This window comes from Aurantimonas sp. HBX-1 (genome assembly GCF_021391535.1).
GTDB lineage: Bacteria > Pseudomonadota > Alphaproteobacteria > Rhizobiales > Rhizobiaceae > Aurantimonas.
In genome coordinates this window covers 1,595,673-1,622,199 of the sequence record NZ_CP090066.1, presented here as the reverse complement: position 1 = coordinate 1,622,199, position 26,527 = coordinate 1,595,673, and the positions used below count along the sequence as shown (strand labels likewise).

At 68.9% G+C, this 26,527-nt stretch carries 18 protein-coding genes; 5 read left to right on the top strand and 13 right to left on the bottom strand.

The window, feature by feature from the left end:
• The first annotated feature begins 223 nt into the window (after positions 1-223).
• Positions 224-7,384 (top strand): hypothetical protein, encoded by a 7,161-nt coding sequence (locus tag LXB15_RS07680; RefSeq protein ID WP_233952152.1) that lies wholly within the window; start codon positions 224-226, stop codon positions 7,382-7,384.
• A gap of 223 nt (positions 7,385-7,607) precedes the next feature.
• Here LXB15_RS07680 and LXB15_RS07675 read toward each other — a convergent pair whose 3' ends face one another.
• From LXB15_RS07675 to LXB15_RS07660, 4 genes are all read right to left on the bottom strand, one after another.
• On the bottom strand, positions 7,608-8,198 hold the full coding sequence (locus LXB15_RS07675) for an ABC-type transport auxiliary lipoprotein family protein (protein WP_233952150.1): 591 nt from the start codon (positions 8,196-8,198) through the stop codon (positions 7,608-7,610).
• 73 nt (positions 8,199-8,271) lie between these two features.
• Positions 8,272-10,221: an MCE family protein gene (locus LXB15_RS07670; protein ID WP_233952148.1), complete on the bottom strand. Its 1,950-nt coding sequence runs from the start codon at positions 10,219-10,221 to the stop codon at positions 8,272-8,274.
• On the bottom strand, positions 10,221-11,069 hold the full coding sequence (locus LXB15_RS07665; protein WP_233952146.1) for an ABC transporter ATP-binding protein: 849 nt from the start codon (positions 11,067-11,069) through the stop codon (positions 10,221-10,223). Before LXB15_RS07665 ends, LXB15_RS07670 begins: the two co-directional genes overlap by 1 nt.
• Positions 11,050-12,228: an ABC transporter permease gene (locus LXB15_RS07660; protein ID WP_233952144.1), complete on the bottom strand. Its 1,179-nt coding sequence runs from the start codon at positions 12,226-12,228 to the stop codon at positions 11,050-11,052. The genes LXB15_RS07665 and LXB15_RS07660 overlap by 20 nt, the downstream gene beginning before the upstream one ends.
• 172 nt (positions 12,229-12,400) lie before the next feature.
• Between LXB15_RS07660 and dgcA the strand changes: the two genes are divergently transcribed.
• Entirely contained in the window at positions 12,401-13,381 is a 981-nt protein-coding gene (dgcA, locus tag LXB15_RS07655) for an N-acetyl-D-Glu racemase DgcA (protein WP_233952142.1), read from the top strand.
• Positions 13,382-13,414: 33 nt separating this feature from the next.
• On the opposite strand, the gene LXB15_RS07650 is transcribed toward dgcA, so the two are convergent.
• Together LXB15_RS07650 and LXB15_RS07645 are read right to left on the bottom strand one after the other, a co-directional pair.
• The gene (locus LXB15_RS07650; protein ID WP_233952141.1) at positions 13,415-14,443 is read right to left on the bottom strand and encodes a glycosyltransferase family 1 protein; all 1,029 of its coding nucleotides are present in this window, start codon (positions 14,441-14,443) and stop codon (positions 13,415-13,417) included.
• A 16-nt stretch (positions 14,444-14,459) separates the two neighbouring features.
• Positions 14,460-15,299: a UDP-2,3-diacylglucosamine diphosphatase gene (locus LXB15_RS07645; RefSeq protein ID WP_233952139.1), complete on the bottom strand. Its 840-nt coding sequence runs from the start codon at positions 15,297-15,299 to the stop codon at positions 14,460-14,462.
• 186 nt (positions 15,300-15,485) lie between these two features.
• Between LXB15_RS07645 and LXB15_RS07640 the strand changes: the two genes are divergently transcribed.
• Entirely contained in the window at positions 15,486-17,819 is a 2,334-nt protein-coding gene (locus tag LXB15_RS07640) for an NADP-dependent malic enzyme (RefSeq protein ID WP_233952137.1), read from the top strand.
• A gap of 9 nt (positions 17,820-17,828) precedes the next feature.
• Here LXB15_RS07640 and gltX read toward each other — a convergent pair whose 3' ends face one another.
• The 3 genes from gltX to LXB15_RS07625 all read right to left on the bottom strand — a co-directional run bounded on the left by gltX (position 17,829) and on the right by LXB15_RS07625 (position 21,260).
• A complete protein-coding gene (gene gltX / locus LXB15_RS07635; RefSeq protein ID WP_233952135.1) occupies positions 17,829-19,202 on the bottom strand; it encodes a glutamate--tRNA ligase in 1,374 nt (457 codons plus the stop codon).
• 82 nt (positions 19,203-19,284) lie between these two features.
• Entirely contained in the window at positions 19,285-19,584 is a 300-nt protein-coding gene (locus LXB15_RS07630) for a hypothetical protein (protein ID WP_233952133.1), read from the bottom strand.
• 2 nt (positions 19,585-19,586) lie between these two features.
• Positions 19,587-21,260 (bottom strand): NAD+ synthase, encoded by a 1,674-nt coding sequence (locus LXB15_RS07625; protein ID WP_233952131.1) that lies wholly within the window; start codon positions 21,258-21,260, stop codon positions 19,587-19,589.
• Positions 21,261-21,382: 122 nt separating this feature from the next.
• Between LXB15_RS07625 and LXB15_RS07620 the strand changes: the two genes are divergently transcribed.
• Together LXB15_RS07620 and LXB15_RS07615 are read left to right on the top strand one after the other, a co-directional pair.
• Positions 21,383-21,931 (top strand): DUF1003 domain-containing protein, encoded by a 549-nt coding sequence (locus tag LXB15_RS07620; RefSeq protein WP_233952130.1) that lies wholly within the window; start codon positions 21,383-21,385, stop codon positions 21,929-21,931.
• 207 nt (positions 21,932-22,138) lie between these two features.
• A complete protein-coding gene (locus LXB15_RS07615; RefSeq protein WP_233952128.1) occupies positions 22,139-22,819 on the top strand; it encodes a DedA family protein in 681 nt (226 codons plus the stop codon).
• Here LXB15_RS07615 and LXB15_RS07610 read toward each other — a convergent pair.
• From LXB15_RS07610 to LXB15_RS07595, 4 genes are all read right to left on the bottom strand, one after another.
• On the bottom strand, positions 22,773-23,363 hold the full coding sequence (locus LXB15_RS07610) for a hemerythrin domain-containing protein (RefSeq protein WP_233952127.1): 591 nt from the start codon (positions 23,361-23,363) through the stop codon (positions 22,773-22,775). The two genes, LXB15_RS07615 and LXB15_RS07610, sit on opposite strands and share 47 nt — an antisense overlap.
• 48 nt (positions 23,364-23,411) lie before the next feature.
• Complete coding sequence (locus tag LXB15_RS07605; RefSeq protein WP_233952126.1) at positions 23,412-24,209, bottom strand: class III extradiol ring-cleavage dioxygenase; 798 nt, start codon at positions 24,207-24,209, stop codon at positions 23,412-23,414.
• A gap of 119 nt (positions 24,210-24,328) precedes the next feature.
• Positions 24,329-25,711 carry a class II 3-deoxy-7-phosphoheptulonate synthase gene (locus LXB15_RS07600; protein ID WP_233952125.1) on the bottom strand — a complete coding sequence of 461 codons (1,383 nt, stop codon included), beginning with the start codon at positions 25,709-25,711 and terminating at the stop codon, positions 24,329-24,331.
• Between the two features lie 164 nt (positions 25,712-25,875).
• A complete protein-coding gene (locus LXB15_RS07595) occupies positions 25,876-26,511 on the bottom strand; it encodes a gamma-glutamylcyclotransferase family protein (protein WP_233952124.1) in 636 nt (211 codons plus the stop codon).
• Between the last annotated feature and the right edge of the window lie 16 nt (positions 26,512-26,527).

Here is a 26,527-nt window from a genome sequence, read left to right as displayed (position 1 = left end):
TAACCTTATGTTTAAACTTGTAGGTATCCGGCGGTTTTACGGTTTCTTTCGATGCAGTCGCTATCTACCATGGATCATGCGAAACTGCCGGCTGGAGGCTATGCGCCTACCGCCGACGGCCAGCATGCCGGAATCGGACGGGGCTTCCAACCCCTCGTGCACGTCCGTTGGCGACCCTCGGCAAAAGTGGGTCCGTAGTAACGAGTATTGAGGCGCGACGGCCATGTCTAAGACCAATCCCATCGATCAGCTTTCGGACGAGGCAGTCAACGAACTCGAGGCGGCTCTTCGGGCCGATCTCGGTGAACCGGAAATTCGCGACGAGACGGGGCAGGCTTCGGGAACCCTCGTGGAGGACGAGTCGACCCAGTCCGCCGAGGTCGCGTTCTCCCTGGATGAGTTCGAGCGCCAGATCAGCGAGACCGCCGGTCAGCTCCGCGACGACGAGACGGATGCGTCGGCGTCGGTCGAAGAGAGCGATGCCGAAAGCGTCGATGTCACCGCGGAATCGGCCCCCTCGTCGCAGACGGTCGGCCTTCGGCGGGAAGCCGGCGACCACGCCTCGATGCCGCCGGCCGCTGCCGTCCCGGGCCGTCGCCCGGCTGCCGCGAGCGAGACCCCGCGCGCCTATGCGCAGCCGCCGGCGAACGACGAGGAGCGTCGCTCGACCGTCATGGCCGATGCGCTTCTCAACCGCCGCGCCTCCAAGGCGCCCCTGTGGATCGCCCTCGCCGTCTCGGCCGTGTGGCTCGCCGTCACCGGCTACTTCGCCTACAGCCTCTACGACGTCGCCTCGCTGACCGCCGGCGTCACCGACCCGTCGCGGCAGGGCGAGATCGCGCTGCTCGCCGCGGTCGCCTTCGTGCCGGTCCTCCTGATCTTCGCCTTCGCCGTGATGGTGCGCCGCTCCGCCGAGCTGCGGCTGATGAGCCGGTCGCTGGCCGAGGTCGCGCTGCGGCTCGCCGAACCCGAGACCGTCGCCACCGAGCGGGTGATGAGCGTCGGCCAGGCGGTTCGCCGCGAGGTCGCGGCCCTCGGTGAGGGCGTCGAGCGGGCGCTGGCCCGCACATCCGATCTCGAGAACATCGTCCACAAGGAAGTCGGCGCGCTCGAACGCGCCTATGCCGACAACGAGGTGAAGATCCGCACGCTGGTGCAGGACCTCGGCGCCGAGCGCGAGGCGATGCTCTCGCATGGCGAGCGCCTGCGCTCGACCGTCGTCGGGTCGCACCAGCGCCTGGTCGAGGACGTCGACCGCGCCTCCGACCAGATCCTGCAGCGCATCGAGGATGCCTCGCATCGCTTCACCGCCCTGCTCGACGAGCGCAGCGAGGTCCTCAACAAGGACTTCGCCGCGCGCAGCGGCAATCTCGTGGAAGCCTTCGAGGAGCGCAGCCGCAAGGCCAACGACAGCCTGACCGCGCACACCGAGAGCCTCGTCGCCCGTCTCGGCCAGAGCGCCGACGACGCGACCCACCGCCTGATCACCACCGGCGAGGACGTCGGCCGGCAGTTCGACGAGCGGATGGAAGACCTCGATTCCCGCTCCCGCGCCATCGTCGGCCGTCTGGCCGAGATCGGCCAGGACGTAACCGCACGCCTCACCGCCACGGGCGACGCCGTCTCCGGCCTGATGCAGGCCCGCGGCCAGAGCCTCGCCGGCGAGAGCCAGCAGTTCCTCGCCGACCTCACCGAAGCGCTCGACGGCCGTTCGATCGGCCTGGCGATGGAGGGCCAGACCTTCCTGGCCAGCCTCGAGGAAGCCTTCGAGGAGCGGATGCGCGAGATCGGCGACAAGAACCAGATCTTCCTGACCAGCCTCGTCGACACCGTCGACAGCCGCCGCGAGCGCCTCGACGCCGATTCCCAGCGCTTCATCGAGACGCTGGAACTCGGCCTCGGCGAGCGCACCGAGCGCGCCAGCCGTCTGCTCGAGGATGCCAACACGCGGACGCTCGGCGGCCTCGACCACCGCATCGAGACCATCGAGCGTGCGCTTTCAGAGCGCGGCGACTCCCTCGTCGCGGCGCTGGACCAGCGCAGCGAGGCGATCGACCGTTCGGGCGACCGGATTGCCGACGCGCTGGAGCGCCGTTCGCTGGAGTTCGCACGGACCCTCGCCGACCGCACCCGCGACATCGCCGGCGCCTTCGCCAGCGGCCAGGCCGAACTGACGATGAAGGCCGGCGACGCCGTCACCCTGGCGCAGTCGACGCTGGAGGGCCGCACCGAGGAACTGCGCCACCTCTTCGACGAGCGCATCGCCGCCTTCGCCGCGCTGATGGACGAGCGGACCGGCCACCTCGCCGGCACCGTCGACGACCGCCTGCTCGCCTTCGACCTCGCCAGCGACGGCCGGATCGACAGCATCGCCCAGAAGGCCGGCGACATGGATGCCGCCATCGAGCGCGCCGCGGCCCGGCTGGAAGACCTGCTGTCGCAGCGGCGCGACGAGATCGAGGCCGCGGTCGACCGGGGCACCGCCGGCTTCCGCGAAACGCTCGACGGCCGCGTGGTCTCGATCGAGAAGGCCATCGCCGGCCACGGCGAGGATCTCGAGGCGACCTTCGCCTTCGCCCAGCAGAGCCTGCTCGGCAACCTGGAAGAAAAGAGCGCCGGGCTGACGCGCGCCATCGAGGACACCGTGGCCCGCATGGAAAACCTGATCGGCAACGCCGAGGGCGCCCTTGCCCGCGGCGTCGAGGATCGGACCGGATCGCTGGCGCGGCTGCTCGACGATCGGCGCGAAGCCATCGAGGAACTGGTCGCGGCGAGCCGCGACGGCCTCGTCAACGGGCTCGACCAGCGCATCGAGGCGATCGCCAGCCTGCTGTCGGAACGCGTCGGGCAGTTCCACCACTCGATCGAGGACGAGTCCGCCCGCCTCATCGGCGGTCTCGACGAGCGGACCGGGGCGCTCACCATGGGCCTGGCCGACCGTTTCGCCGCCAGCCAGACGGTTCTGGCGACCGCGCAGGACGATCTCCTGGCCGGCCTCGACCAGCGCCATCAGGCGATCCGGACGACGCTGGACGAGCGCGCCAGCGTGCTGCGCAGCCTCTCGGAAGAGACTCACCAGAACCTTCTCGCTTCGCTGGACGAGCGCATTGCCGGGATCTCCGGCAGCTTCGACGCGGCGGTCAAGCGTGTCGCCGAGGACCTTTCCGAGCGCGTGCAGTCGCTGAGCGGCGTGATCGACGGCTCGCGCCTCGCCATTGTCGGCGAGGTCGACCGCAACACCGAACGGCTCCGCGAGGAGATGGACGCTCGCACCAGCAGCTTCGGCGAGCGCATCGCGATCGACGCCGGCACCCATCTCTCCGCCGTCCAGGACGCGCTCGGCCTCCTCGTCGACGGGCTCGACGAGCGCGTCGGCAAGTTGCGCTCGACCGCCGAAGAGGTCGAGATCTCGCTTCGCGACGGCCTCGACGGCCGCTTCGAGGCCATCCGCACGATCATGCAGGAAGGCCACGGTACACTCATCGGCGATCTCGACCTTCGCACCGAGACGCTCTCCAGCGAGATCGGCGAGCGGGTCATGCGCGTCGGCGAAAGCCTCGACGGCCGCGTCGAGGCAATCCGCGCGATCATGCAGGAAGGTCATGGCACGCTCATCGGCGATCTCGACATTCGCACCGAGACCCTGGCCGGCGAGATCGGCGAGCGGGTGATGCGCGTCGGCGAAAGCCTCGACGCGCGCACGGCGGCGCTTCGCAGCGTCATCGAGGACGCGCGGTCGATCCTGGTGGACGGCCTCGACGAACGCCTCGCCGCCATGCACGGCATCATCGACGGCTCGGAGGGCACGCTGCTCGCCGGCCTCGACGAACGCACCGCGCGCCTCGGCGAACAGCTGGACAACGGCCGCAACTCGATCGCGGCAGCCATCGAGGAGCGCGTCAACGGCATCGCCGAGGCGATCTTCGAGGCGGACCTGCGGCTGGCGTCGGCGCTCGAGGAACGCCGCGACAGCATCGCCGGCATTGTCGAGGAAGCGGCCCGTTCGGCGGCCGCCACGCTCGGCGATCGCGCCGACGACGTCCGCCGGGTCATCGAGCAGAGCGTCGGCGACGTCTCGACCTCGCTGGAGATCCGTCGCGACGAACTGCTTGCGGCGCTCGAGACCGGGTCGACCAGCCTCACCGGCGCCCTCGACCAGCGCACCGAAGCCATCTCGACCGCGCTGGATCGCGGCCTCGGCAATGTCGAGCGCACGCTCAACACCCGCACCGCCACGATCGCCGAGACGCTGCGCCAGACCATCGCGACCGCCACCGCCGCCATGGGCGAGGAAGCCGCGCGGGCCCGCGAAAACCTCGAGGGCGAAACGCGCAAGATCGCCGAGAGCGTCGAGGGCATCGAGGAGATATTCCTCACCTCCACGGAAGACGCGCGCCTGCGCCTGTCCGGCGAGGCCGACCGGCTTGCCGAGCGTCTCGGCGCCCTGGCGGACGACCTCGCGGCCAAGGCTTCGGATGCCAGCGCCTCGCTGGTCGGCGAAGGCGGCCGGATCGCGGAGAACATCAGCGGCGCCGCGGAAGTCATCCGCACGCTGTCCGAACAGTCGCGCAACCGCTTTGCCACGGAGGCCGAGGAACTGGCGAAATCCATCGCCGACCTGTCCGGCCGCATGCAGGCGGAGGCGGAAGAGGTGCGCAGTGGCCTCGCCGCCCAGCGCGCCGCCCTCGCCGACAGCCTCGCCGGCATCACGACGGCGGTGGCCAGCGAGTTCGAGCGCAACACCGGCAGCTTCGTCGCCAGCGTCGGCGAGGCCAGCGACAGGCTGCGCGCGGCCGGCCAGGAAGGCCGCGACCGCTTCGTCACCGACGCAGGCGAGATCGCCACGCAGGTGGAAAGCGCCGCCGAGCGCATGCGCGAGCTGACGGAGGCGGCGCAGACCGCCATGCAGCAGAACACCGACGGCTTTGCCCGTCGCCTGTCCGGCGCCTCCTACCAGATCCGCAGCGAGACCGATCGGGTCGCCGAGACCCTCGAACAGCGCTCGCAGCGCTTCACCGAGGAGCTCGCCGCCGTCGCCGAGAAGCTGTCGGAGATGCTCGCGGCCAACCCGCTGCGCACCGACCTGGAGGAAGCGACCCGCACCATCCACGCACAGCTCGCCGAAGCGTCGCAGACCTTCCTGCGCGACGCCGACAACGCCCGCACCGAGATACTGGCACGCGGCGGCGAACTCGCCGGCCAGCTCGCCTCGATCTCCGGCGCGATCCGCGTCGAGACCGAACGGGCCCGCGAACAGCTGCTCGAGAGCGCCGGCAATGTCGGCGAGGAACTGGTCGCCCGGCTCGCCCGGTCCGAGCAGGAGATCGACGCCCGCGCCAAGATGCTCGGCGACGACATCGACGAGAAGACCCGCACGCTTGCCGCCCTGCTCAGCGCCCGCACGTCGGAAATCTCCCGCGTCCTCGACGAGGAAGCGCGGCCGATGTTCGACCAGCTCGGCGAGAACGGCTCGGAATTCGCCCGGCTGCTGGAGCGCAGCACCCGCGATGCGTCCGACCGGATGCGCGAGGAAAACGCTGCCCTCGTCGCCGCGCTCGGCCGCCGCGCCAGCGAGACGATCGAGAGCCTCACGGCTTCGTCCGGCGAGATCCTCGGGGCCTTCGACGAGAAGACCACGACGGCTGTCGGCCTGGTCGCCGAGATGCGCGACCAACTGCAGCGCGAGGTGGGCGGTCTCATCGGGCGGCTCGCCCAGACCAGCGGTTCGCTGCGCGGCCTGGTGCAGGAAGCCGCCAGCAATCTGGGGGCGATCGATGCGACCCTGCAGGAGACCGGCACGCGCTTCACCCAGGGCGCCGAGCAGGCCTCCAACTCGATCTCGCTCTCCTCGCGCCTGCTGGAGAGCAATGTCGAACGCCTCGACCACCTGTCGATGAGCGCCTTCTCGAAGGTCGCCGGCATCGCCGACCGCTTCCAGGAGCACGGCGCGGTCCTGTCCGATGCCGTCAAGCTGATCGAGGCCAGCGAGATGACGCTGCGCTCGACGCTGGAGAACGGCCATGGCGGCATCGAGGAACTCTCGGCGGGGCTGGTCAAGCGCTCCGAGGAGATCGGCGAACTGATGCGCTCCTTCGAGGAGGTCATCGAGGGCCTGTTCGAGCGGACCGAGCAGCGTTCGCGCCTGGTTTCCGCGCGGCTCTCCTCGGAGGTCGGCGAAAAGCTCGGCGAGGCCGATGCCCAGATGCAGAGCGCCGAGGCACGCTCGCGGGCCGCGGCCGAAGCGATGCGCAGCTCGATCCAGTCGGTCGTCGAGGACGCCACCCAGCGCTTCCACGGCGCCACCGAAGAGATGCGCCGGACCGCCGCCGAGATCCGCCAGGAGCTCGAGAGCGCCCGCAACGAGATCCGGCGCGGCGTCTTCGAACTGCCGGAGGAGACCCGCGAGACCACCGAGGCGATGCGCCGGGCCGTGGCCGACCAGATCCGCGCACTGAAGGACCTGTCGGACATCGTCTCGCAGTCCGGCCGTGCTTTCGACGTGTCGTCCCGCTCCTCGCAGCCGGCAGCGGCCGAGGCGGCGTCCCGTCCGGCCGCCCAGCGCCTCGAGCCGTCGCGCCCGGCGCCGGAAGGCGCACGGGCGCCGAAGCCGGCGGAGCCGGACGAGGAGGCGCTGTTCAGCGAAGAGGAAGAGCGCGACGTCGAAGCACAGATCGCTGCGTCCTTCATGACCGACGGCAATCTCGCCCGCGACCTGCGGGGCTCGAACTACGATGCCCCGGCGCGGACGCCGTCGCCGACCACCGGCGCGGCAGCCGGTTCCCCGGAAATGCGTGCAAACGATCGGACGCAATCCGCGCAGCCGGCCCAGACCGCCCAGCCGTCGCAGCTGCGTCCGGCGGCGCGGCCGGCCGAGCCGCAGGGCCCGCAGGCCGCCGCATCGCGGCCGGGCGGCGGCTGGGTTTCCGACCTGCTGCGTCGCGCGTCCCGGGACGAGGAGGAAGCGGCGCCCGCCGCCGCAGCCACCCCGGCCCGGCCGGCGGCCCCCGCCTCGCAGCCGGTGGAGCGTTCGCCGGAGCATGTCGTCGACTCGCTGAACTCGCTGTCGGTCGACATCGCCCGGGCCATCGACCACAACGCCTCGGTCGAACTGTGGGATCGCTACCGCAAGGGCGAGCGGAACGTCTTCACGCGCCGGCTCTACACGATGAAGGGCCAGCAGACCTTCGACGAGATCCGCCGGAAATATCAGCGCGACACGACGTTCCGCGAGGCCGTCGACCGCTATATCGGCGACTTCGAGACGCTGCTCGGCGACGTGTCCAAGAACGACCCGGACAACCGGCTGACGCACACCTACCTGACCTCCGACACCGGCAAGGTCTACACGATGCTGGCGCACGCTTCGGGCCGCTTCGACAGCTGAGGCAGCGGCCTCGCACGCAGACGAAAACGGCGGCGGCCCCGGAAGGAGCCGCCGCCGTTTTCATTTGCAGTATCCGATCTGGTCGCCGGGCGATCCGCGCCGGCGCCGACGGACGCAACCTGCGACGCAGGGGCTCCCTCGACAGCAAGAAGCCGGTGACGGGCATCGCTCGTCACCGGCTTTTTCGGATTGGATCAGGAAATCGCGGCGCCGGCGGGCGCCGTCAGATCAGCGCCAGCGTCCAGCGCACGATCTCGTCCGAGATCTGTTCGTAGGCGCGGTCGAGGGCGGCGACGTAGTCGGTGTTGGTCGTGCCGGCCACAGGCACCTCCACCGCGAAGACCTTGGTGCGCAGCACGCTGCCATTGCGGTCGTTCAGCGCCTTGACGGAGATCTCGATCACCGCGCGCGCCGGGCCGACCGCATCGATCTCGAACTTCCGCACTTCCATGACCATCTGGTAGTCGATGGCCAGACCCTGGCCCGGCACGCCCACCGCGCCGATACGGCCGGTATTCTCGAAGGCCTGCAGAAGCCGCAGCTGGACCATGCGCGGCAGGCGGTCGCTCCACTGGCTGCCGGCGAGATACTCGACCGAATAAGGGGTCGGCTTCACCACGATCTTCTCGGAGTCGAGCGTCTTGATCGCCGTCGGCTCGGGAATCAGGATCTGCGCCCGGCTCGTGCCTGCGACGTTCTGGACGATGGCCGGGGCCGAGATCTCGAACGTGTCCGGCGGGGGCGCGGAGAGACAGGAACTGAGGGCCACCGCGAGGAACGCCAGCAGGACGGATCGGGACGTTGAACGCTTCATGTCTTGCCTGTTCCTGTCGCCACAGCGACGTTTGCTCTCACTCGCCGTCGCCGCTGTCAACGCCGGCGCGCCGTCAGCGCCGGGTCCGGCCGTCATACTGCTTGACCTCGTCGCCGCCATAGATCAGCCGGCTCGGATCGTTGGAGAAGTCGTCGACCGCCCTGTCGATGCGGCCGACCGACTGCGTGACGTTGCGCACCAGCGTCTGGAACTCGCGCAGGCCCTGCCCGGTGAAGCGCTGCAGATTGGCCGAGATCGGCGCGACCTCGGACTGGATCGACTGGGCCGCGGACCGGATCGAGCGCAGCGTCGTCGCCACGTCGGTGCCGAGGCTGGTGCCGTCCTTGGCTCCGGCCAGGAGGTCGTTGACCGAGGTGACGACGCTGTCGATGCGCTGCGAGGCCGCGCTGATGCGCTGGCTGGTCAGTTCGACATTGGTGATGATGTCGTTGATGTCCTCGCGCCGCTCGCCGATGGAATCGGCGACGCCCGCGATCGAGTCCGCGGCCCTCGCGACATTGTCGGTCGCCGAGGAGACGTTATCCACGGCGCGGTTGACCTGGCCCGGATCGATGCTGGCGAGCAGCGTGTCGACCTGCGCCCGAGTCTCCGAGAAGCCGTTGAGGGTTGCCTCGAGCGTCCGCACCGTCTGGTCGACGCCGTCGATGATCGACTGGACTTCCGGGGTCTTGGCGCTGAGCGCCGCGGTGACGTCGCGCACGTCGCCGATCACCTCGTTGACGGTCGCGGCATCGACCGAATTGATCAGCGCGTCCGCCGAAGCCAGCGTCTCGTTCACCTGGCGGCTGGCTTCGCTGATGTTCTCCGTGATCGGCCCGAGGCCGGCGAGCAGCGCGTCGATCTCCGGCGAGCGCTGGGCGATCGCGGTGGTGATGCGGTTGACGTTCTGGGCCGAGTTCGCGACGCCGGCGATGGCCGAGTTGATCGCCTCGCGCTGCGTCGAGATCGACTGCGTCAGCGACGAGACGTTGCTGGCCGTCGCGGCGATATCGTCGATGGCGGTGGAGACCGCGGCGGGATCGACGGCCGCGACGACGCGGTTCGCCGTCTCCAGCGTCGTGTCGAGGCGTTCGGCAACGCGGGTCGCCGTCTCGGTGATCGGCCCGAGCCCGGCGAGGAAGCGGTCGATCTGCGGCGTGTTGCGGCTGATGATCTCGCCGACGCCGCCGATGCTGTCGGCCGCCGTCCGTACCGAGGCGACGACGCTCTCGACGTTCTCGGATTGAGCGCGCAGCGTTTCCGACATGGCGGCGATGTTGGAGACGGTGGTGCGGATCGCGGCCGGGTCCACCGCGGCAAGGATGGCCTGCGCCTCCTCGATCGCCTTGGGAAGGCCCGCGGCCACCGTGTTGGCGGTGTCGGCGAGGCGGCTGAGGCTCTGCAGGAACTCGTCGACGTCGTCGGAATTCGAGGCGAGGCTCGAGGTGAACTGCTCGATGTTCTCGGAGGTCTTCGAGACGTTTTCGAGGGTCACGCCGATCGACGGCCCGGCGTCGGCAACGATGCTCTCGAACTCCCCGAGAATGGTGTTCGCCCGGTCGGCAATGTCGCGGGCGGTCGCCAGGATGTCGGTGATGTCGGACGGGTCGGCGCGGATGATCGGCACGGTGCCCTGCCGCTGCGCTTCCTTGATGATGTCCGGCTCGCCCGCCTCGCCGCCCTTCAGTTCGATGAAGGCAAATCCGGTCAGGCCCTGGAAGCCGATATTCGCCGCGGTCGTCTCCTTGATCGGCAGGTCCGGATCGACCTGGGTCGAGGCGATGACGACGCGCGGATTGTTGGGATCGATGCGCAGCGACTGCACGACGCCGACCGGAAGACCGTTGAACAACACCTGGCTGCCCTGCTGCAGGCCGGTGACCGAGCCTTCGATCCGCACCAGCAGCGGCACCCGGGAATCCCCCTGGGTCGCGAAGATCGACCAGTAGACGAAGCCGAACGCCAGCACGAGGACGACGATGGTGAAGATGCCGACGCGGACGTAATTCGCCTTGGTTTCCATCAAACGATCCCCTCTAGGGCATGCCCGGCATTTTCAGGCGCGGCGATAGTGCGCGCGCGCTTGCCGTGGAAATACGATTTCACCCACGGGTGGTCGAAGGAGAGCATGGTCGACAGCGGTCCTTCGACCAGCACCTTGCCGTCCCCGAGCACGGCGATGCGGTCGCAGGCCTGGAACAGGCTGTCGAGGTCGTGGGTGACCATGTACACGGTCAGCCCCAGCGTGTCCCGGAGCGTCATGATCAACTGATCGAAATCGGCGGCGCCGATGGGGTCGAGGCCCGACGTCGGCTCGTCGAGGAACACGACGTCCGGATCGAGCGCCAGCGCCCGCGCCAGCGCCGCGCGCTTGATCATGCCGCCCGACAGCTCGGAGGGGAATTTTCCGGCGGCATCCTGCGGCAGGCCGACGAGGTCGAGCTTCAGGCGCGCGAGTTCGTGCATCAGCTCCGGCGAGAGGTCGAGATACTCCCGCATCGGCACCTCGATGTTCTCCAGCACGGTCAGCGAGGAGAACAGCGCGCCGTGCTGGAACAGGACGCCCCAGCGCCGCTCGACCGCCAGGCGATCCTCGTCGTCCGCTTCGGGATAGTTGATCCCGAACACGTCGATCGTGCCGCCCTGCTTCTGGTTGAGGCCGAGGATGGTGCGCAGCAGCACCGACTTGCCGGAACCGGACGGGCCGACGAAGCCGAGGATCTCGCCGCGGCGCACGTCCAGCGACAGCTTGTCGAGGATGGTCTTTTCCCCGAAGCTCACGGTGACGTCCTCGACACGGATGATGATGTCGTCATCCTGGGAAGCGGCGGCCCCGTTCGGGCGGGCGGGATCAGAGACCGATGGAGGCATAGAAAATCGCGAATATGCCATCCATCAGGATGACGAGGAAAATGGCCTTCACCACCGAGGCGGTCACGTGCAGGCCGAGGCTCTCGGCGCTGCCGCCGACCTTCAGGCCCTCCGATGAGGCGACGAGGCCGATGATGATCGCCATGAACGGCGCCTTGATCAGTCCGGAGAATACGGTGAACAGATCGATGGACGACTGCATCCCCTGGATGAAGTTGGCCGTGGAGATGTCGGAGTAGACGTTCAGCACCAGCATGCCGCCGAGCAGCGCAGAGAGATTGGCGAGCACCGTCAGCAGCGGCAGCGCGATGGTCAGCGCGACGAGGCGCGGAAAGATCAGGACGCCGATCGGGTTCAGCCCGATGACCTGGAGCGCGTCCACCTCCTCGCGCATCTTCATAGAGCCGATCTCGGCGGTGATGGCGCTGCCGGACCGTCCGGCGATCATGATCGCCGTCAGGAGCACGCCGATCTCGCGCAGGACCAGGATGCTGATCAGGTTGACCGCGTAGACCTCGCCGCCGAAGCGGCGCAGCTGGAAGGCGCCCTGCTGGGCGATGATGGCGCCGATGAGGAAGCTCATCAGCATGATGATCGGCACCGCCTTCACGCCCATCTGGTCGATCTGGTTGAAGATCGCCGCGGCGCGGATCTGGGTTCGCCCGGTCAGCCGGCGGCCGGCGCCGAAGATCGAACCGCCGATGATGTTGAGGGCGATGACGATCTCGTTGTACATGCCGACGGTGCCGCGCCCGACGGCGTCGAGCAGGCCGGCGAGGACGTTGCCGCGCGCAGCTTCGACGTCCAAGCGCTCCCGGTCCATCGCCCGCCGCACCGCGTCGAACAGCGCCGTGTCGCGGTCAGCGAGGCCTTCCAGCCGGGAATCGCCGCCGAGATCGCGGGCCAGCCGCTCGATCACGAAGGCACCCGCCGTGTCGATCCGGCCGATGCCCCGGCAATCCACCACCGCGCTGGCACCCGCATCCGACTTGCCGAAGTCGCCGACCGTCTGTTCCAGCGAGCCGACGGTGCGGGCCAGCCAGTCGCCCGTCGCCCTCAGCACGACACGGCCGTCCCGCTGCTCGCGGTCGAGCGCAGGCTGGACGGCTTGCCGCCGTCCGGTCGCGCCGGCCGTACGTGCTGGAGAACTCTCTGGCATGGGCGGTTGCTGGACCTTCCTTCGAAGCGCCTGGCGACGGCGGGGGGATGCGCGGCGCGTGACGCAGTGCGCATGATCCGCGGCGCTTCGTACAAGGGGGAAGGATTAATCATCTATTGACCGCTTGTCATGGATTCTCCGCCGTTCCGCCGTCCAGAAGGATCGATAAGCCATGTCGCGTCGTGTTTCGGTCACAGTGGAGCGCTTCCCGCTCGCCCGCGAGTTCCGCATCTCGCGGGGCGCCAAGACCGAGGCGGTGGTGATCGTCTGCGCGATCGAGGCAGGCGGCGTCGTCGGACGGGGCGAGTGCGTCCCCTATGCCCGCTATGGCGAGAGCGTCGAGAGCGTCGTCGCGGCGATCGAATCCGCCAGGGCCGGGATCGAGCGCGGCGCCTCTCGGGAGGACCTCGGCAGGACGCTCCCCGCCGGCGCGGCCCGCAACGCCCTCGACTGCGCGCTCTGGGATCTCGAGGCCAAGGCGAGCGGGACCCGCGTCGCCGAACTGATCTGCCGCGCGCCGCCGCGCCCCATCGAGACCGCCTATACGATCGGCATCGACACGCCCGCCGCCATGGCGGAAGCGGCGAAGGCCGCCGGTAGAAGCCTCCTGAAGATCAAGGTCGGGACCGATGGCGACATTGACCGCATGGCCGCCATCCATGCCGCCACCGGCGGCACACGGCTGATCCTCGACGCCAACGAAGGCTGGACCGCCGACAACATCGAGGCGCATCTCAGGGCGGCGGCCGCCGCCGGCGCCGTGCTGGTCGAGCAGCCGCTGCCGAAGGGCGCGGATGCGATCCTCGCGGAGATCGCGCATCCGGTGCCGATCTGCGCCGACGAGTCGGTCCACACGAGCGAGGACCTCGAGGCGCTGCGCGGCCGCTACGACTACGTCAACGTCAAGCTCGACAAGACCGGCGGGCTGACCGAGGCGTTGCGCCTCGTGACCCGGGCGCAGGAACTCGGCTTCGGCGTGATGGTCGGCTGCATGGTCGGCACGTCGCTGGCCATGGCGCCCGCCGTGCTGCTGGCGCAGGTCGCCGCCTTCGCCGATCTCGACGGCCCGCTGCTGCTTGCGAAGGACCGGCCGCACGGGCTCGTCTACGAAGCCTCGACCGTCGCGCCGCCGAGCCCCGAACTCTGGGGCTGAGGCTTCCCCGCCTCGGCCACCGCCGACGCAAGCTCATCCCGCGAGGCGCAGCGCCGGCTGGTTCAACGTGTCCACCGAGGTCTCCAGGAAGACGTCGGCGCAGGCTTCCCAGCTGTACGCCTTCGAGCGCTCCAGCGCGTCGCTTCGCTTCAGCGACAGCGCGGCGAGGCACGCCTCCCGCAGGTCGGTCGAGATCCGCCCGGCATTCGACCCGGCAATGACGTCGATCGGACCCGGCTCCGGATAGGCTGCCACCGGCACGCCGCAGGCCAGCGCCTCGATCAGCACGATCCCGAACGTGTCGGTCTTCGACGGGAAGACGAAAACGTCGGCCGAGGCATAATAGCGGGCCAGCGCCTCGCCGGTCTGGGCGCCGGCGAAATGCACGTGCGGATATCGTTTGATGAGTTCCGGCAACATCGGCCCGTCGCCGACCACCAGCTTCGATCCGGGCAGGTCGAGGTCGAGGAACGCCTCGATGTTCTTCTCCGGGGCGATCCGAGAAACGGTGAGGAAGATCGGGCCCGGAAGGTCGAGCCCGATTGGCTCGGCGGGACGGAACTGGCGGCGGTCGACGCCGCGCGTCCAGGTGACGAGATTGCCGAAGCCGAGGTCCGAAAGCTTGCGGCGCATCGACTCGGTCGGCACCAGGCAGGCCGCTGCGGGGGCATGGAAACGCCGCAGGAAGCCGTAGGTGACGCTTTCGGGAATCGGCGCCCGCTTGCGCAGATATTCGGGAAACCGGGTGTGGAAACTCGTGGTGAAGCGGCGCCCGCTGCGAAGGCTGGCGCGCCGGGCGGCAAGGCCCACCGGGCCTTCCGTCGCGATGTGGACCGCCGTCGGCCGGAACTCGTCGAACATGTGCTCCAGCCGGTCGGCCGAGGCGAGAGCCAGCCGGATCTCGGGATAGGTCGGGCAGGCGACGGTACGAAAGTCGAGAGGGCTCACCACCATCACCGCGGCACCACGGTCGCGCAGCTGGTCGCAGAGGCTGGAGAGCGTGCGCACCACGCCGTTCACCTGCGGGTGCCAGGCGTCGGTGGCGATCAGGAAGCGTTGCATGAATGTCGTCCTCGGGTCAGGCCGCCTCGGCCGCCGGCGATGGGGCCGGCTCGGCGGCGAGCGGCCCGCGCTCGCCTTTCGGCTGCTTCTCGCGCGCCGTCTCGGTCCAGCGGATCAGCTCGAGCGACCCGTCATGGCGCTCCGCCACCGCGGTGCAGCTCTCCACCCAGTCGCCGGTATTCACGTATTCGATGCCGTCGTGCTCGGTCAGCTGCGCATGGTGGATGTGGCCACAGATCACGCCCTGGCAATCGTGCCGGCGCGCCTCCTCCGCCAGCGCCGTCTCGAAAGCGCCGATGAAGTTGACAGCGTTCTTGACCTTGAGCTTCGCCCAGGAGGAGATCGACCAGTAGGGAAATCCCAGCCGGCGCCGCACGACGTTGAACACGACGTTGATGGCGATCGCCGCGTCGTAGGCCCAGTCGCCGAGATAGGCGATGACCCGGGCATTGCGGACGACGACGTCGAAGGCGTCGCCGTGGATGACCAGGAAGCGTCGCCCGTCCGCCGTGACGTGAACGTCGGTGAGCTTGACCTCGACACCGCCGAAATGCTGGCCCGGGAAGTCCCGCAGGAACTCGTCGTGGTTGCCGGGAACGTAGATCACCGAGGCGCCCTTGCGCGCCTTGCGCAGCAGCTTCTGGACCACGTCGTTGTGGGCTTGCGGCCAATGCCACGAGCGCTTGAGGCGCCAGCCGTCGACGATGTCCCCCACGAGATAGATCTTCTCGGCGTCGTGCACCCGCAGGAAATCCACCAGCAGTTCGGCCTGTGCCGCCTTGGACCCCAGATGCACGTCTGAAATGAACAGCGTCCGGAAGTGACGCGCCGTCGCCAACTGATGCATGGTCGCCATCCCGTCCCGGCCTCACCGATCCCCTTCGCTGCGTGATGGAAATGACTGATTCTGATTGCATCCGTGTGACGCACGGTTCGCGCTGCCGTTGCGGCGGGCGTCGCTGGTCGGTTGCCAGCCGCAGGTGATCGTTTAGAAGGAGCCGCAGGCGGCGTGGGATGGCCGTCGAAACAGCGGGGGATCGGCATGTCGGAGAACGAAACGGGCGGGACGGGCATGACCACCGCCGATCTCGACGAGCAGGCGCTGTTCTATCACCGCTACCCGACGCCCGGGAAACTGGCGATCCGCGCGACCAAGCCGCTCGGCAACCAGCGCGATCTGGCGCTGGCCTACTCGCCCGGCGTCGCCGCGCCCTGCCGCGAGATCGCGCGCGACCCCTCGCTGGCCGCGGTCTACACCAGCCGCGCCAATCTGGTGGCGGTGGTCTCCAACGGCACGGCTGTGCTCGGCCTCGGCGACATCGGCCCCCTCGCCTCCAAGCCGGTGATGGAGGGCAAGGCCGTCCTGTTCAAGAAATTCGCCGACATCGACGTCTTCGACATCGAGATCGAGGCGCGCGAGATCGACCGCATCTGCGACGTCGTCGCGGCGCTGGAGCCGACCTTCGGCGGCATCAATCTCGAGGACATCAAGTCGCCGGAGTGCTTCGAGGTCGAGGCCCGGCTGCGCGAGCGCATGGCGATCCCGGTCTTCCACGACGACCAGCACGGCACCGCGATCATCGTCGCGGCGGCCATCCGCAACGGCCTGATGCTCGCCGGCAAGACGCTGGCCGAGGCCAAGATCGTCACCTCCGGCGCCGGCGCCGCTGCCATCGCCTGCCTCAACCTGCTGGTCGAACTCGGGGCGCGCCGCGAAAACATCACCTGCACCGATATCGAGGGCGTCGTCTACGAGGGCCGCGAGAAGCGCATGGACCGCTGGATGGCGGTCTACGCGCGGCAGACCGACAAGCGGACGCTGGAAGAGGTCATCGAGGGCGCCGATGTCTTCCTCGGCCTGTCGGCCGGCGGCGTGCTGAAGCCCGAATATCTGAAGTCGATGGCCGAGCGGCCGATGATCATGGCGCTCGCCAATCCGACCCCGGAGATCATGCCGGAGCTCGCCAAGGCGGTGCGGCCGGACGCGATGATCTGCACCGGCCGGTCGGATTTCCCCAACCAGGTCAACAACGTCCTCTGCTTCCCGTACATCTTCCGGGGTGCCCTCGACTGCGGCGCCACCGGCATCACCGAAGGCATGAAGAAGGCGGCCGTCGATGCCATCGCGGCGCTCGCCCGCGAGGAGGTGTCCGAGGTCGCGGCCAAGGCCTACGGCTCCGAAACGCCGGTCTTCGGGCCGGACTACCTGATCCCCTCGCCCTTCGATCCGCGGCTGATCCTGAAGATCGCGCCGGCGGTGGCGCTGGCGGCCGAGGCCGAGGGGGTCGCCCTGAGGCCGATCACCGACATGCCGGCCTATCTCGACCGGCTGAACCGCTTCGTCTTCCGCTCCGGCCTGATGATGAAGCCGATCTTCCAGATCGCCCGCAACTCCGGCAAGCGGGTGATCTTCTCGGACGGCGAGGACGAGCGCGTGCTGCGCGCCGCGCAGGTTCTGCTCGAGGAGAAGGTCTGCCTGCCGATCCTCGTCGGCCGCCCCGGCGTCATCGCCAGCCGCCTCGAGCGCTACGGCCTGCGCATCCGGCCGGGCACCGATTTCGAGGTGGTCAATCCGGAGGACGATCCGCGCTACCGCGACTATGTCGACCACTATTTCGAGAAGGTCGGCCGCAAGGGCGTCAATCCCGACACGGCGCGCACCATCGTGCGGACCAACAACACCGTGATCGCCGCGGTCGCGGTCTCCCGCGGCGAGGCGGACGCCATGCTGTGCGGCCTGGAAGGGCGCTATCCGCCGCATGTCCGCGACATCAGCCAGGTCATCGGCATGATGCCGGGCGTGCGCCGCTTCGCGGCGATGAGCGGGCTGATCTTCCAGCAGGGCACCAAGTTCTTCCTCGACACCTACGTCCAGCGCGATCCGTCGGCCGAGGACATCGCCGAGATGACGCTGCTCGCCGCCGCGGCGATCCGGCGCTTCGGCATCGAGCCGAAGGGCGCTTTGGTGTCGCACTCCAATTTCGGCACCGACGACACCGAGGCGACGCGCAAGATGCGGCGCGCTTTGGCGCTAATCCGGTCGCAGGCGCCGGAACTGGAGGTCGACGGCGAAATGCACGGCGACGCGGCGCTGAACGAGGAGATGCGCCGGCGCCTGATGCCGAACTCGAACCTCAAAGGCGAGGCGAACCTGCTGATCTTCCCCAATCTCGACGCCGCCAACATCACGCTCGGCGTGGTCAAGACGATGACCGAGGCGCTGCATGTCGGGCCGATCCTGCTCGGTGCCGCCTCGCCCGCCCACGTGATGACGCCGTCGGTCACCTCCCGCGGCATCGTCAACATGGCCGCGATCGCCACCGCCCAGGCCGTCCAGCAGGAAGGATCCGAGGCGGACGCCCGCCTGAACCGCTAGGCGTCTCCGTCAGCCGAGACGGGCCAGCAGCCGTTCGCGGCCGATCAGCGGCAGGAGGGCGGCCAGTTCCGGCCCGTGGTCGACGCCGGTGATCGCCAGCCGCAGCGGCATGAACAGCGCCTTGCCCTTGCGGCCGGTCGCCTCCTTCACCGCGCCGGTCCAGGCGTGCCACGTGCCGGCGTCGATCGCGCCCGCAGGCAGCAGGTCGCGTGCCGCGCGGACCAATGCCTGCTCGTCCTCGGAGAGATTAGGCGCCGAGAACCCGTCGCCGAACACCACCGGCACCCACTGCGCCGCGTCGGCGACCTTGGCGCAGTTGCCCCGCACCGCGTCCCAGAACGGTTTGGCCCGGTCCTGCGGCACGCCCATCGCCGCCAGCCTCTCGGCAACCGTCGGATAATCGAGCCCGTGCACGATCTCGGCGTTCAGCCGGTCGAGCTCGGCGGGGTCGAACTTCGAGGCCGACGCCGAGACGTCGGCGAAATCGAGACGTGTCCCCAGCGAAGCGAGGTCCGGCATCGCCTCGATCGAGCCCGACAGGCCCACCAGCACCGCCAGCGACGCAACCGCCATCGGCTCGTAGCCGGCCTTGCGCAGCGACCTGAGCGACAGCGCGCCGGTGCGCTTCGACAGGCCCTCGCCGCCCAGCGCCGTCAGCAGATTGTGATGCCCGAAGCGCGGCACGGCGAGGCCGAGCGCTTCGAAGATCGCCGCCTGCACGCCGGTATTGGTCACGTGGTCGTCGCCCCGGATCACGTGGGTGACGCCGAGCTCGCCGTCATCGACGATCGACGGCAGCGTGTAGAGGAAGCTGCCGTCCTCGCGCACCAGCACCGGGTCCGACAGCGAGGCGAGATCCACCGTCTGGGGGCCGCGGATGATGTCGTCCCAGTGGATATCGGTGCGCGTCGGCGAAAACGGATCGTCGCCGAAATTCGGCAGCAGGAACCGCCAGTGCGGGCGCCGCCCCTCGGCCGCGTACGCTTCGCGTTCGGCCTCCGTCAGCCGCAACGCATCGCGGCCGTACACCGGCGGCAGGTTGCGGGCGGCAAGCCGCTTGCGCTTGCGGTCGAGCTCGTCGGCGGTCTCGTAGCAGGCATAGAGCAGGCCCCGCTCCCGCAGCTTCGCGGCGGCCGCCTCGTACAGCGCCAGCCGCTCCGACTGTCGTACCGTGAGGTCGGGCGTGATGCCGATCCAGCCGAGGTCGGTCTCGATCATGTCGGCATATTCGCGCCGCGACCGCTCAGCGTCGGTGTCGTCGAAGCGCAGGACGAAGCGGCCGCCCTCGCGCCGGGCGAACAGCCAGTTGAACAGCGCGGTGCGCAAATTGCCGATATGCAGGTGGCCCGTGGGCGACGGCGCGAAACGAACGGTGACGGTCATGGCCCTGACCTAGAGAACGCGGGAGGCGCTGGCAATCGGACGGCCCCGGCCGGCGAAGCGTCCGCGGCCTGGCAAGCTCGGCTCAGATATCCAGCCGGATCGGAGCGCCGGTCGCGAGCAGCCAGGCGAACAGCACCAGCCCGGAGAGCAGCATGGCGCTGCCGATCATCAGCTGCCGCGCCGCATAGCGCCGCTCGGGCTCGAGATCGGGTCCGAACGCCTCGTGCCGCGTCGCCCGGAAGAAGTCGCCGAACTGGAAGCTCGGCCGGTAGCCGACGACCTTCCATATCCGCCGCATGGCCAGGAAATAGCGCAGGAAGAACAGGAGGCCGACGCCGGTGAAGGCGATGGCGAGCGAGTCGAGCGGCGGGACTTCCAGCATGGTCAGGCTCCGTGTCGGAACCGGTTGGTGATCGGATAGCGCCGGTCCCGGCCGAAGTTCTTCCGCGTCACCTTGGTCCCCGGCGCCGACTGGCGGCGCTTGTATTCGGCAATGTAGAGCAGCCGCTCGATATGCCGCACCGTGTCGGCGTCGAAGCCACGCGCCACCAGTTCGTCGACGCCGCCGTCATGCTCGACCAGGTGTTCGAGGATGGCGTCGAGCACCTCGTAGGGCGGCAGCGAATCCTCGTCCTTCTGGCCTTCGCGCAGTTCCGCCGAGGGTGGCTTGTCGATGATCCGCTCGGGGATGACGACGCCGTCCGGCCCGAGCGAACCCGTCGGGCGATGCGCGTTGCGCCAGCGCGCGAGCCGGAAGACCTCGGTCTTGTAGAGGTCCTTGATCGGGTTGAAGCCGCCGTTCATGTCGCCGTAGAGCGTCGCGTAGCCGACGCTCATCTCGCTCTTGTTGCCGGTGGTCACCACCATGGCGCCGAACTTGTTGGAGATCGCCATCAGGATGACGCCGCGCGCCCGGCTCTGGATGTTCTCCTCGGTCACGCCCGGCTCGGTGCCGGCAAAGAGCGGCGCCAGGGCATGGCCGAAACCCTCCACCGCATCGACGATCGGCACGACGTCGTAGCGCACGCCGAGCGCCCGGGCGCAGGCCTCGGCGTCCTCCAGGCTGGTCTCGGCGGTATAGCGGTAGGGCAGCATCACGCAGTGGACGCGCGCCGCGCCCAGCGCATCGACGGCCATGGCCGCGACGATGGCGGAGTCGATGCCGCCGGAGAGGCCCAGCACAACCGAGCGAAAGCCGTTCTTGTCGACATAGTCGCGCAGCCCGAGCACGCAGGCCTGCCAGATCGCCTCGTCGGCATCCGGCAGCGCCGCCACCGGGCCGTCCTCGCAGATCCAGCCCTCGCCGGTCTTCTGCCAGCGCGTGACGAAGACGCCCTCGTCGAATTCCGGCAGCTGGAAGGCGAGGCTCCGGTCGCCGTGAAAGGCAAAGGACGCGCCGTCGAACACGAGGTCGTCCTGGCCGCCGACGGCGTTGGCGTAGATCACCGGCAAGTCGGTCTCGATGACCTGCCGCAGCACCACCTGATGGCGGACGTCGAGCTTGCCGCGATAGAAGGGCGAGCCGTTCGGCACCAGCAGGAGTTCCGCGCCCGATTCCGCCAGCGTCTCGCAGACGCCGAGTTCGCCCCAGATGTCCTCGCAGACCGGGATGCCGAGCCGCAGCCCGCGGAAGTTCACCGGCCCGGGCATCGGCCCCGCCTGGAACACCCGCTTCTCGTCAAACTCGCCGTAGTTCGGCAGGTCGACCTTGGAACGCCAGGTCTGGATCCGTCCGCCGTCGAGCACCGCCACGGCGTTGTGCAGGCCTTCCTCGTCGCGCAGCGGGCAGCCGATGATCACCCCCGGGCCGCCGTCGGCGGTCTCCCGGGCCAGCGACTCCACCGCCTCGCGGCAGGCATCGACGAAGGCCGGCTTCAGCACGAGGTCCTCGGGCGGATAGCCGGCGATGAACAGCTCGGTGAAAAGGACGAGGTCGGCGCCCTGGCTCGCGGCCTCGGCACGCGCGGCGCGCGCGCGCTCGAGATTGCCGGCGACGTCGCCGACGACGGGGTTGAGCTGCGCGACGGCAAGCGTCAGGCGGTCGGTCAGGTTCTGCACGCCATGCCTCTTGGAACGTCCGGGGCCTTGCTGCGGGTGATCTTTTCAACCGCCGGTCCGGCTCATATCAATCTCGCGATGCGGGCGCGAGCCCGGTCTCGGCCGAGTCTGGAGAGAACCACATGTCGAGTGAGAAATTCGAGGCCGGGGCGGTGCGCTGGTTCGGCCGACCGCTGGATCTGCTGCATCCCGCCGAACGGCGGATCCTGGAACGGGCCGATGCGCGCCAGCCGATCACCGCCGACAGCAATGCCGCCTTCGATGCGCAGCTCTCCTTCGGCGACCGATTGTCGGACAGGATCGCGATCGTCGGCGGCTCCTGGGGTTTCATCATCGCCTTCCTCGGCTTCCTGGCGCTGTGGGCACTCGCCAACACCGTGCTGCTGACCGCCAGCCGGTTCGACCCCTATCCGTTCATCTTCCTCAACCTGATCCTGTCGATGCTCGCCGCCATCCAGGCGCCGATCATCATGATGTCGCAGAACCGTGCCGCGGCGCGGGACCGGCTCGACGCCAGCCACGACTACAAGGTCAACCTGAAGGCCGAGATCGAGATCCTCGCCCTGCACGAGAAGGTCGACGCGCTGCGCGAGTCCGAGCTGCCGGCCGTTGCGGCGATGCTGACGGCGATCTCGGAACGGCTGGAACGGATCGAACGCGGCAGGCTCTGAGGCTTGCGGATCCCGGGCCGGCGCGCGATCCTGCCGCCGAGGCCGGCGCACGTTGCAGCGTCGAGCGCGAACCGCACGCCCGGCAGTCGGAGCTGGCGGATGAATCCACTTTTTTGCGCCGCAAAACTCTGCGACAAGCCGCCGAGATGAACCAGACACTGTCACGGCCCGTTGCGGGTTGCTGTCCCCGTCCCGATGTTCGGAGCCATGGTGTACGAGATACTGGGCCTCATTGGCCAATTCGGACCGATCATCGTCCTGGCCGGTACGTTCTTCGAGGGCGAAGTCTTCGCGATCATTGGCGGCTTCCTCGCCTATCGCGGCTCCTACCCGCTCGAGATGATGATCGCGCTCGCCTTCGTCGGCTCGTGCGTCGGCGACCTGTCGGTGTTCCTGTTCGCGCGCTATGCGTCGAATCACCGCTGGGTGGCCCGCTGGCGCGAGCATGACAAGTTCGTCAGGGCGATCGGCCTGGTCGAGCGCTTCCCGGCCTTCTTCGTGATCGTCAACCGCTACATCTACGGGCTGCGGATGCCCGGCCTCATCGCGCTCGGCCTGTCGCGGATTTCGCTCGTGCGCTTCGCGCTACTCAACCTCGTGGGTGCCGGGCTCTGGGCCGGGATCTTCACGACGCTCGGCTATGTCTTCGGCTATTCGATCGGGTCGGTCTTCGCCCAGCTCGAGGTCATGGAGCGGGGCGTCGGCATCGCGCTGGCGGTGATCGCCGTCGGCCTGGCTGGCTGGTTCGCCTGGCGGCAGTGGGGCCCGGCCCTGACCAGGCGGGTGCGTGGGCCGCGCCGCGATAGGACGGCGACCCATGACGAGCCGCGTCCGGCCGCGCTCAGATCCCGATCGCAGCCTCTCCCCGATCGAGGATCAGAGGAATGATCAGGTCCTCCTCGTCGGCGAGGTGCCGGATCAGGCGCCGGAGCAGCCGCTCACTGGCGTCGGCGTAGCCGTCCGCCGCCCGGCGGGCCGCATCGCTTGGCTGCGGACCGGCCGCAATCTCGATCGCCAGAAAGCGGTTGGCCGTCCCGGCGGTCTCCATGAGGTCGTGGTGGATGATCTCGTGATCCGCCTCGAGCAGGTCGAAGCCGTGCGCCAGCTTGCGCTCCGCCCGCTGGAACACCGGGAAGTAGTGCTGGTCCTCGACCTGGTGGTGGCTTTCGAGCTGCGCCAGGAAGAACTGGAGTCGCGGCGCGAACCAGCGGCGGAAGGGGTCCAGCTCGACCCTGCCTTCGCGGTGCTGCGAGAGCCCGTCGCCGAGCGCGGCGCCGAGTTCCCGGAACATGTCGTGCCGCTGCAGCCAGAACCGCGCCGTGGTCCCGAGATTGGCGTGGCCATCCCAGATGTCGCGCGGGTAGCGCTTCAGCAGATCACGCAGATCGGCCGGCAGTCCGGGGCGGGTGTCGAGGTCGATCGCTTGAATCATGTTCGCAGCATCCGTCAGCATCCGCTTCGCAACATTGGATAATCCGCCTCAGGCAAAGGCGAAGGCTTCCATCGCCAGCACGCCGAAATCATGGCTGCCGTGCAGCTTCGTCGCGCCGGCGCCAAGGCCCGCGGCGCCGAGCGCCACGTAGAGCGGCATCAGATGCTCGTCGGTCGGGTGGTTTTCGCGGGCGAACGGTGCCTCGCTGCGATAGGCCTCCAGCGCCGACCGGTCGCCGGCGATCAGCCGCTCGGTCATCCAGTCGGCGAAGCGCGAGACCCACTCCGGCGTCGCCGCCTGCCGGTCGTTGTTCCGGATCCGCGCGAAGGCCTCGCGCAGATTGTGGGTGAACGAACCCGAGCCGATCACCAGCACGTTCTCGCTGCGCAGGAAGGCCAGCGCCTCTCCCAGCCTCAGATGGTAGGCTGGGCCCTCGCCCGGGTCGATCGACACCTGAACGACCGGGATGTCGGCCTGCGGAAAGGCCAGGCTGAGCGGCACCCAGGTGCCGTGGTCGAAGCCGCGGTTCGCCACGACCTCTGCGGCAAAGCCGCTGCCGGCGAGGGCTGCCGCGATGGTCGACGAGAGTTGCGGATCGCCCGGCGCCGGATAGCGGATTTCGTAGAGGCTGCGGTCGAAGCCGCCGAAATCGTGGATGGTCTCCGGGGCCGCGTCGCCTGAAACGAGGACCCTGCCCTCCGCCTCGAAATGCGCGGTGGCGACGACGATGGCGCGCGGCCGCGGCAATCCGGCGGCGAGGCCGCGCAGGAAGCGCGTCGCCTCGGTCTCGGCGATCGCGACGTCGGGCGATCCGTGGGAAATGAACAGGCTGGGGATCTGGGACATGGCGTCGGCTCCGGCAGGACCCGATCAAGATAGGGGCCCGCGGCCTCGGCCGTCACCGCCGCCTGCGGGGGACGGATCGTTCACCGATCGGTCCCCCGCAGGTCATGGCGTCGTATGGCTCAGCGGCGGACGGCCTGCTGCTGCGACGGCGCCGCCGCGTGGTCGTGCTTCAGCAGCTCCGCCACCAGGAAGGCGAGTTCCAGCGCCTGGTTGGCGTTGAGCCGCGGATCGCAATGCGTGTGGTAGCGATCCGACAGATCCTCGGCGAGGACCGGCCGCGCGCCGCCGGTGCATTCGGTGACGTCCTTGCCGGTCATCTCGATGTGGATGCCGCCGGCATGGGTGCCCTCAGCGCGATGCACCGCGAAGAAGCTCTCGACCTCTGAAAGGATCCGGTCGAACGGCCGGGTCTTGTAGTGGTTGAGCGTGATCGTGTTGCCGTGCATCGGATCGCAGGACCACACCACCTTGCGCCCTTCCCGTTCCACGGCGCGGATCAGCTTCGGCAGATGCGCCTCGACCTTCTCGTGCCCGAAGCGGGTGATGAGCGTCAGGCGTCCGGCCTTGTTCTCTGGGTTCAGCTTGTCGATCAGCCGCAGCAGCGCATCCGGCTCCAGCGACGGGCCGCATTTGAGGCCGATCGGGTTCTTGATGCCGCGGCAGAACTCGACATGGGCGTTGCCCTCCTGCCGGGTACGGTCGCCGATCCAGATCATGTGGCCGGAGGTGGCATACCAGTCGCCCGACGTGGAATCGACGCGCGTCAGCGCCTCCTCGTAGCCGAGCAGCAGCGCCTCGTGGCTGGTGAAGAAATCGGTCTCGCGCAGCGACGGGTGGTTCTCGGAATTGATCCCGATCGCCCGCATGAAGTTCATCGTCTCGGAGATACGGTCGGCGAGTGCGCGATAGCGCTCCGCCTCCGGGCTCCCGCCCACGAAACCCAGCATCCACTGATGCACGTTCTCGAGGTTGGCGTAGCCACCCTGGGCGAAGGCACGCAGCAGGTTGAGCGTCGCCGCCGACTGGCGGTACGCCTCGATCTGGCGCTCCGGCGAAGGAATGCGCGAGGCCTCGTCGAAGTCGATGCCGTTGATGATGTCACCGCGATAGGACGGCAGCGTCTTGCCGTCGCGGGTCTCGTCGTTGGACGAGCGCGGCTTGGCGAACTGCCCGGCGATGCGGCCGACCTTCACCACCGGCTGCGAGGCGCCGAAGGTCAGCACCACGGCCATCTGAAGGAAGGCGCGGAAGAAGTCGCGGATGTTGTCGGCGCCGTGCTCGGCGAAGCTCTCGGCGCAGTCGCCGCCCTGCAGCAGGAAGCCGCGGCCTTCGGCGACTTCGCCCAGCGCACGGGTCAGCTTGCGCGCCTCACCTGCAAAAACCAGCGGCGGGTAGGTCGCCAGCTTCTTCTCGGTGTCGGCGAGCGCCATCTGGTCCGGGTAGTCCGGGACCTGCTCGATGGGCATCGAGCGCCAGCTTGCCGGGTTCCAGTCCTTCGCCATGGTCATGTCTCCTGACCGGACGTCGCCGGTCGTCTGTCTCTGCGTCGCGGGGTCGAAATACGGTTGGTCGGCTCGCCGTACAACCGGTACGCCACCTGCGCGGGCTTTAAGCACTTCCGCGCGGTTTTGTCATCTTTCGCGCCAGTGCCCCGCCCGCCGCGGGCTCAATCCGGCGCGATGAAGCGAGCGCCGCGCTCGCTCACCAGCCGGTCGAACAGCGCCGCCTCGCCGTCGGACAGGGTCACGGCGCGCGGATAGCGCGGCTCGTCGCGGTCCTGCAGCACCGTCGTCTCGAAGCCCTCGGTCCCGGCCACGAAGCGGCGCAGCCCGTCCTCGCCGTAGAGCGTGCGGAAGCCCTGCATCACCGCGTCGAGATAGCTCTGCAGGATCGCCGACTGCGTTTCCGCGGCGTCGGCTGCGCCGCGATGCGCCTCGTAGATGTAGACCGGCACGTCGGCGACCGGCGGCCGCTCGACCGAGAGCCGGCCGAGATCGACGATCCGCCGGGCATAGCCCGCCTCGCGCTCGTCGACGGCGGGCAGGTGCTCGGCCCGGTCGTAGACGACGACCCCTTCGATGATCCCGGCCTCCGCCGGCTGTACCGACAGCAGCGCCATGTCCCCGTCCTGTCCGCGCGGCAGCCAGAAACGCTGCCAGCCATGCGCGCTGGCGCGGCGGATACCGAGGAATTTGGTGCGCAGCGTGCGCCGGTTGACCAGCGACCCGTAACCGAAATAGGCCACGAGATCGCCGGTTGCCGCCAGTTGCGCCAGGTCGGGGTGGTCGTCGTGAATGTCCATGGGCGCTGCTCTACCG

Bases quoted from the DNA above. Each gene is read 5' to 3' on its own strand.
- LXB15_RS07680 (WP_233952152.1), top strand. From the start codon at position 224: ATGTCTAAGACCAATCCCATCGATCAGCTTTCGGACGAGGCAGTCAAC.
- LXB15_RS07675 (WP_233952150.1), bottom strand. From the start codon at position 8,198: ATGAAGCGTTCAACGTCCCGATCCGTCCTGCTGGCGTTCCTCGCGGTG.
- LXB15_RS07670 (WP_233952148.1), bottom strand. From the start codon at position 10,221: ATGGAAACCAAGGCGAATTACGTCCGCGTCGGCATCTTCACCATCGTC.
- LXB15_RS07665 (WP_233952146.1), bottom strand. From the start codon at position 11,069: ATGCCTCCATCGGTCTCTGATCCCGCCCGCCCGAACGGGGCCGCCGCT.
- LXB15_RS07660 (WP_233952144.1), bottom strand. From the start codon at position 12,228: ATGCCAGAGAGTTCTCCAGCACGTACGGCCGGCGCGACCGGACGGCGG.
- dgcA (WP_233952142.1), top strand. From the start codon at position 12,401: ATGTCGCGTCGTGTTTCGGTCACAGTGGAGCGCTTCCCGCTCGCCCGC.
- LXB15_RS07650 (WP_233952141.1), bottom strand. From the start codon at position 14,443: ATGCAACGCTTCCTGATCGCCACCGACGCCTGGCACCCGCAGGTGAAC.
- LXB15_RS07645 (WP_233952139.1), bottom strand. From the start codon at position 15,299: ATGGCGACCATGCATCAGTTGGCGACGGCGCGTCACTTCCGGACGCTG.
- LXB15_RS07640 (WP_233952137.1), top strand. From the start codon at position 15,486: ATGTCGGAGAACGAAACGGGCGGGACGGGCATGACCACCGCCGATCTC.
- gltX (WP_233952135.1), bottom strand. From the start codon at position 19,202: ATGACCGTCACCGTTCGTTTCGCGCCGTCGCCCACGGGCCACCTGCAT.
- LXB15_RS07630 (WP_233952133.1), bottom strand. From the start codon at position 19,584: ATGCTGGAAGTCCCGCCGCTCGACTCGCTCGCCATCGCCTTCACCGGC.
- LXB15_RS07620 (WP_233952130.1), top strand. From the start codon at position 21,383: ATGTCGAGTGAGAAATTCGAGGCCGGGGCGGTGCGCTGGTTCGGCCGA.
- LXB15_RS07615 (WP_233952128.1), top strand. From the start codon at position 22,139: ATGGTGTACGAGATACTGGGCCTCATTGGCCAATTCGGACCGATCATC.
- LXB15_RS07610 (WP_233952127.1), bottom strand. From the start codon at position 23,363: ATGATTCAAGCGATCGACCTCGACACCCGCCCCGGACTGCCGGCCGAT.
- LXB15_RS07605 (WP_233952126.1), bottom strand. From the start codon at position 24,209: ATGTCCCAGATCCCCAGCCTGTTCATTTCCCACGGATCGCCCGACGTC.
- LXB15_RS07600 (WP_233952125.1), bottom strand. From the start codon at position 25,711: ATGGCGAAGGACTGGAACCCGGCAAGCTGGCGCTCGATGCCCATCGAG.
- LXB15_RS07595 (WP_233952124.1), bottom strand. From the start codon at position 26,511: ATGGACATTCACGACGACCACCCCGACCTGGCGCAACTGGCGGCAACC.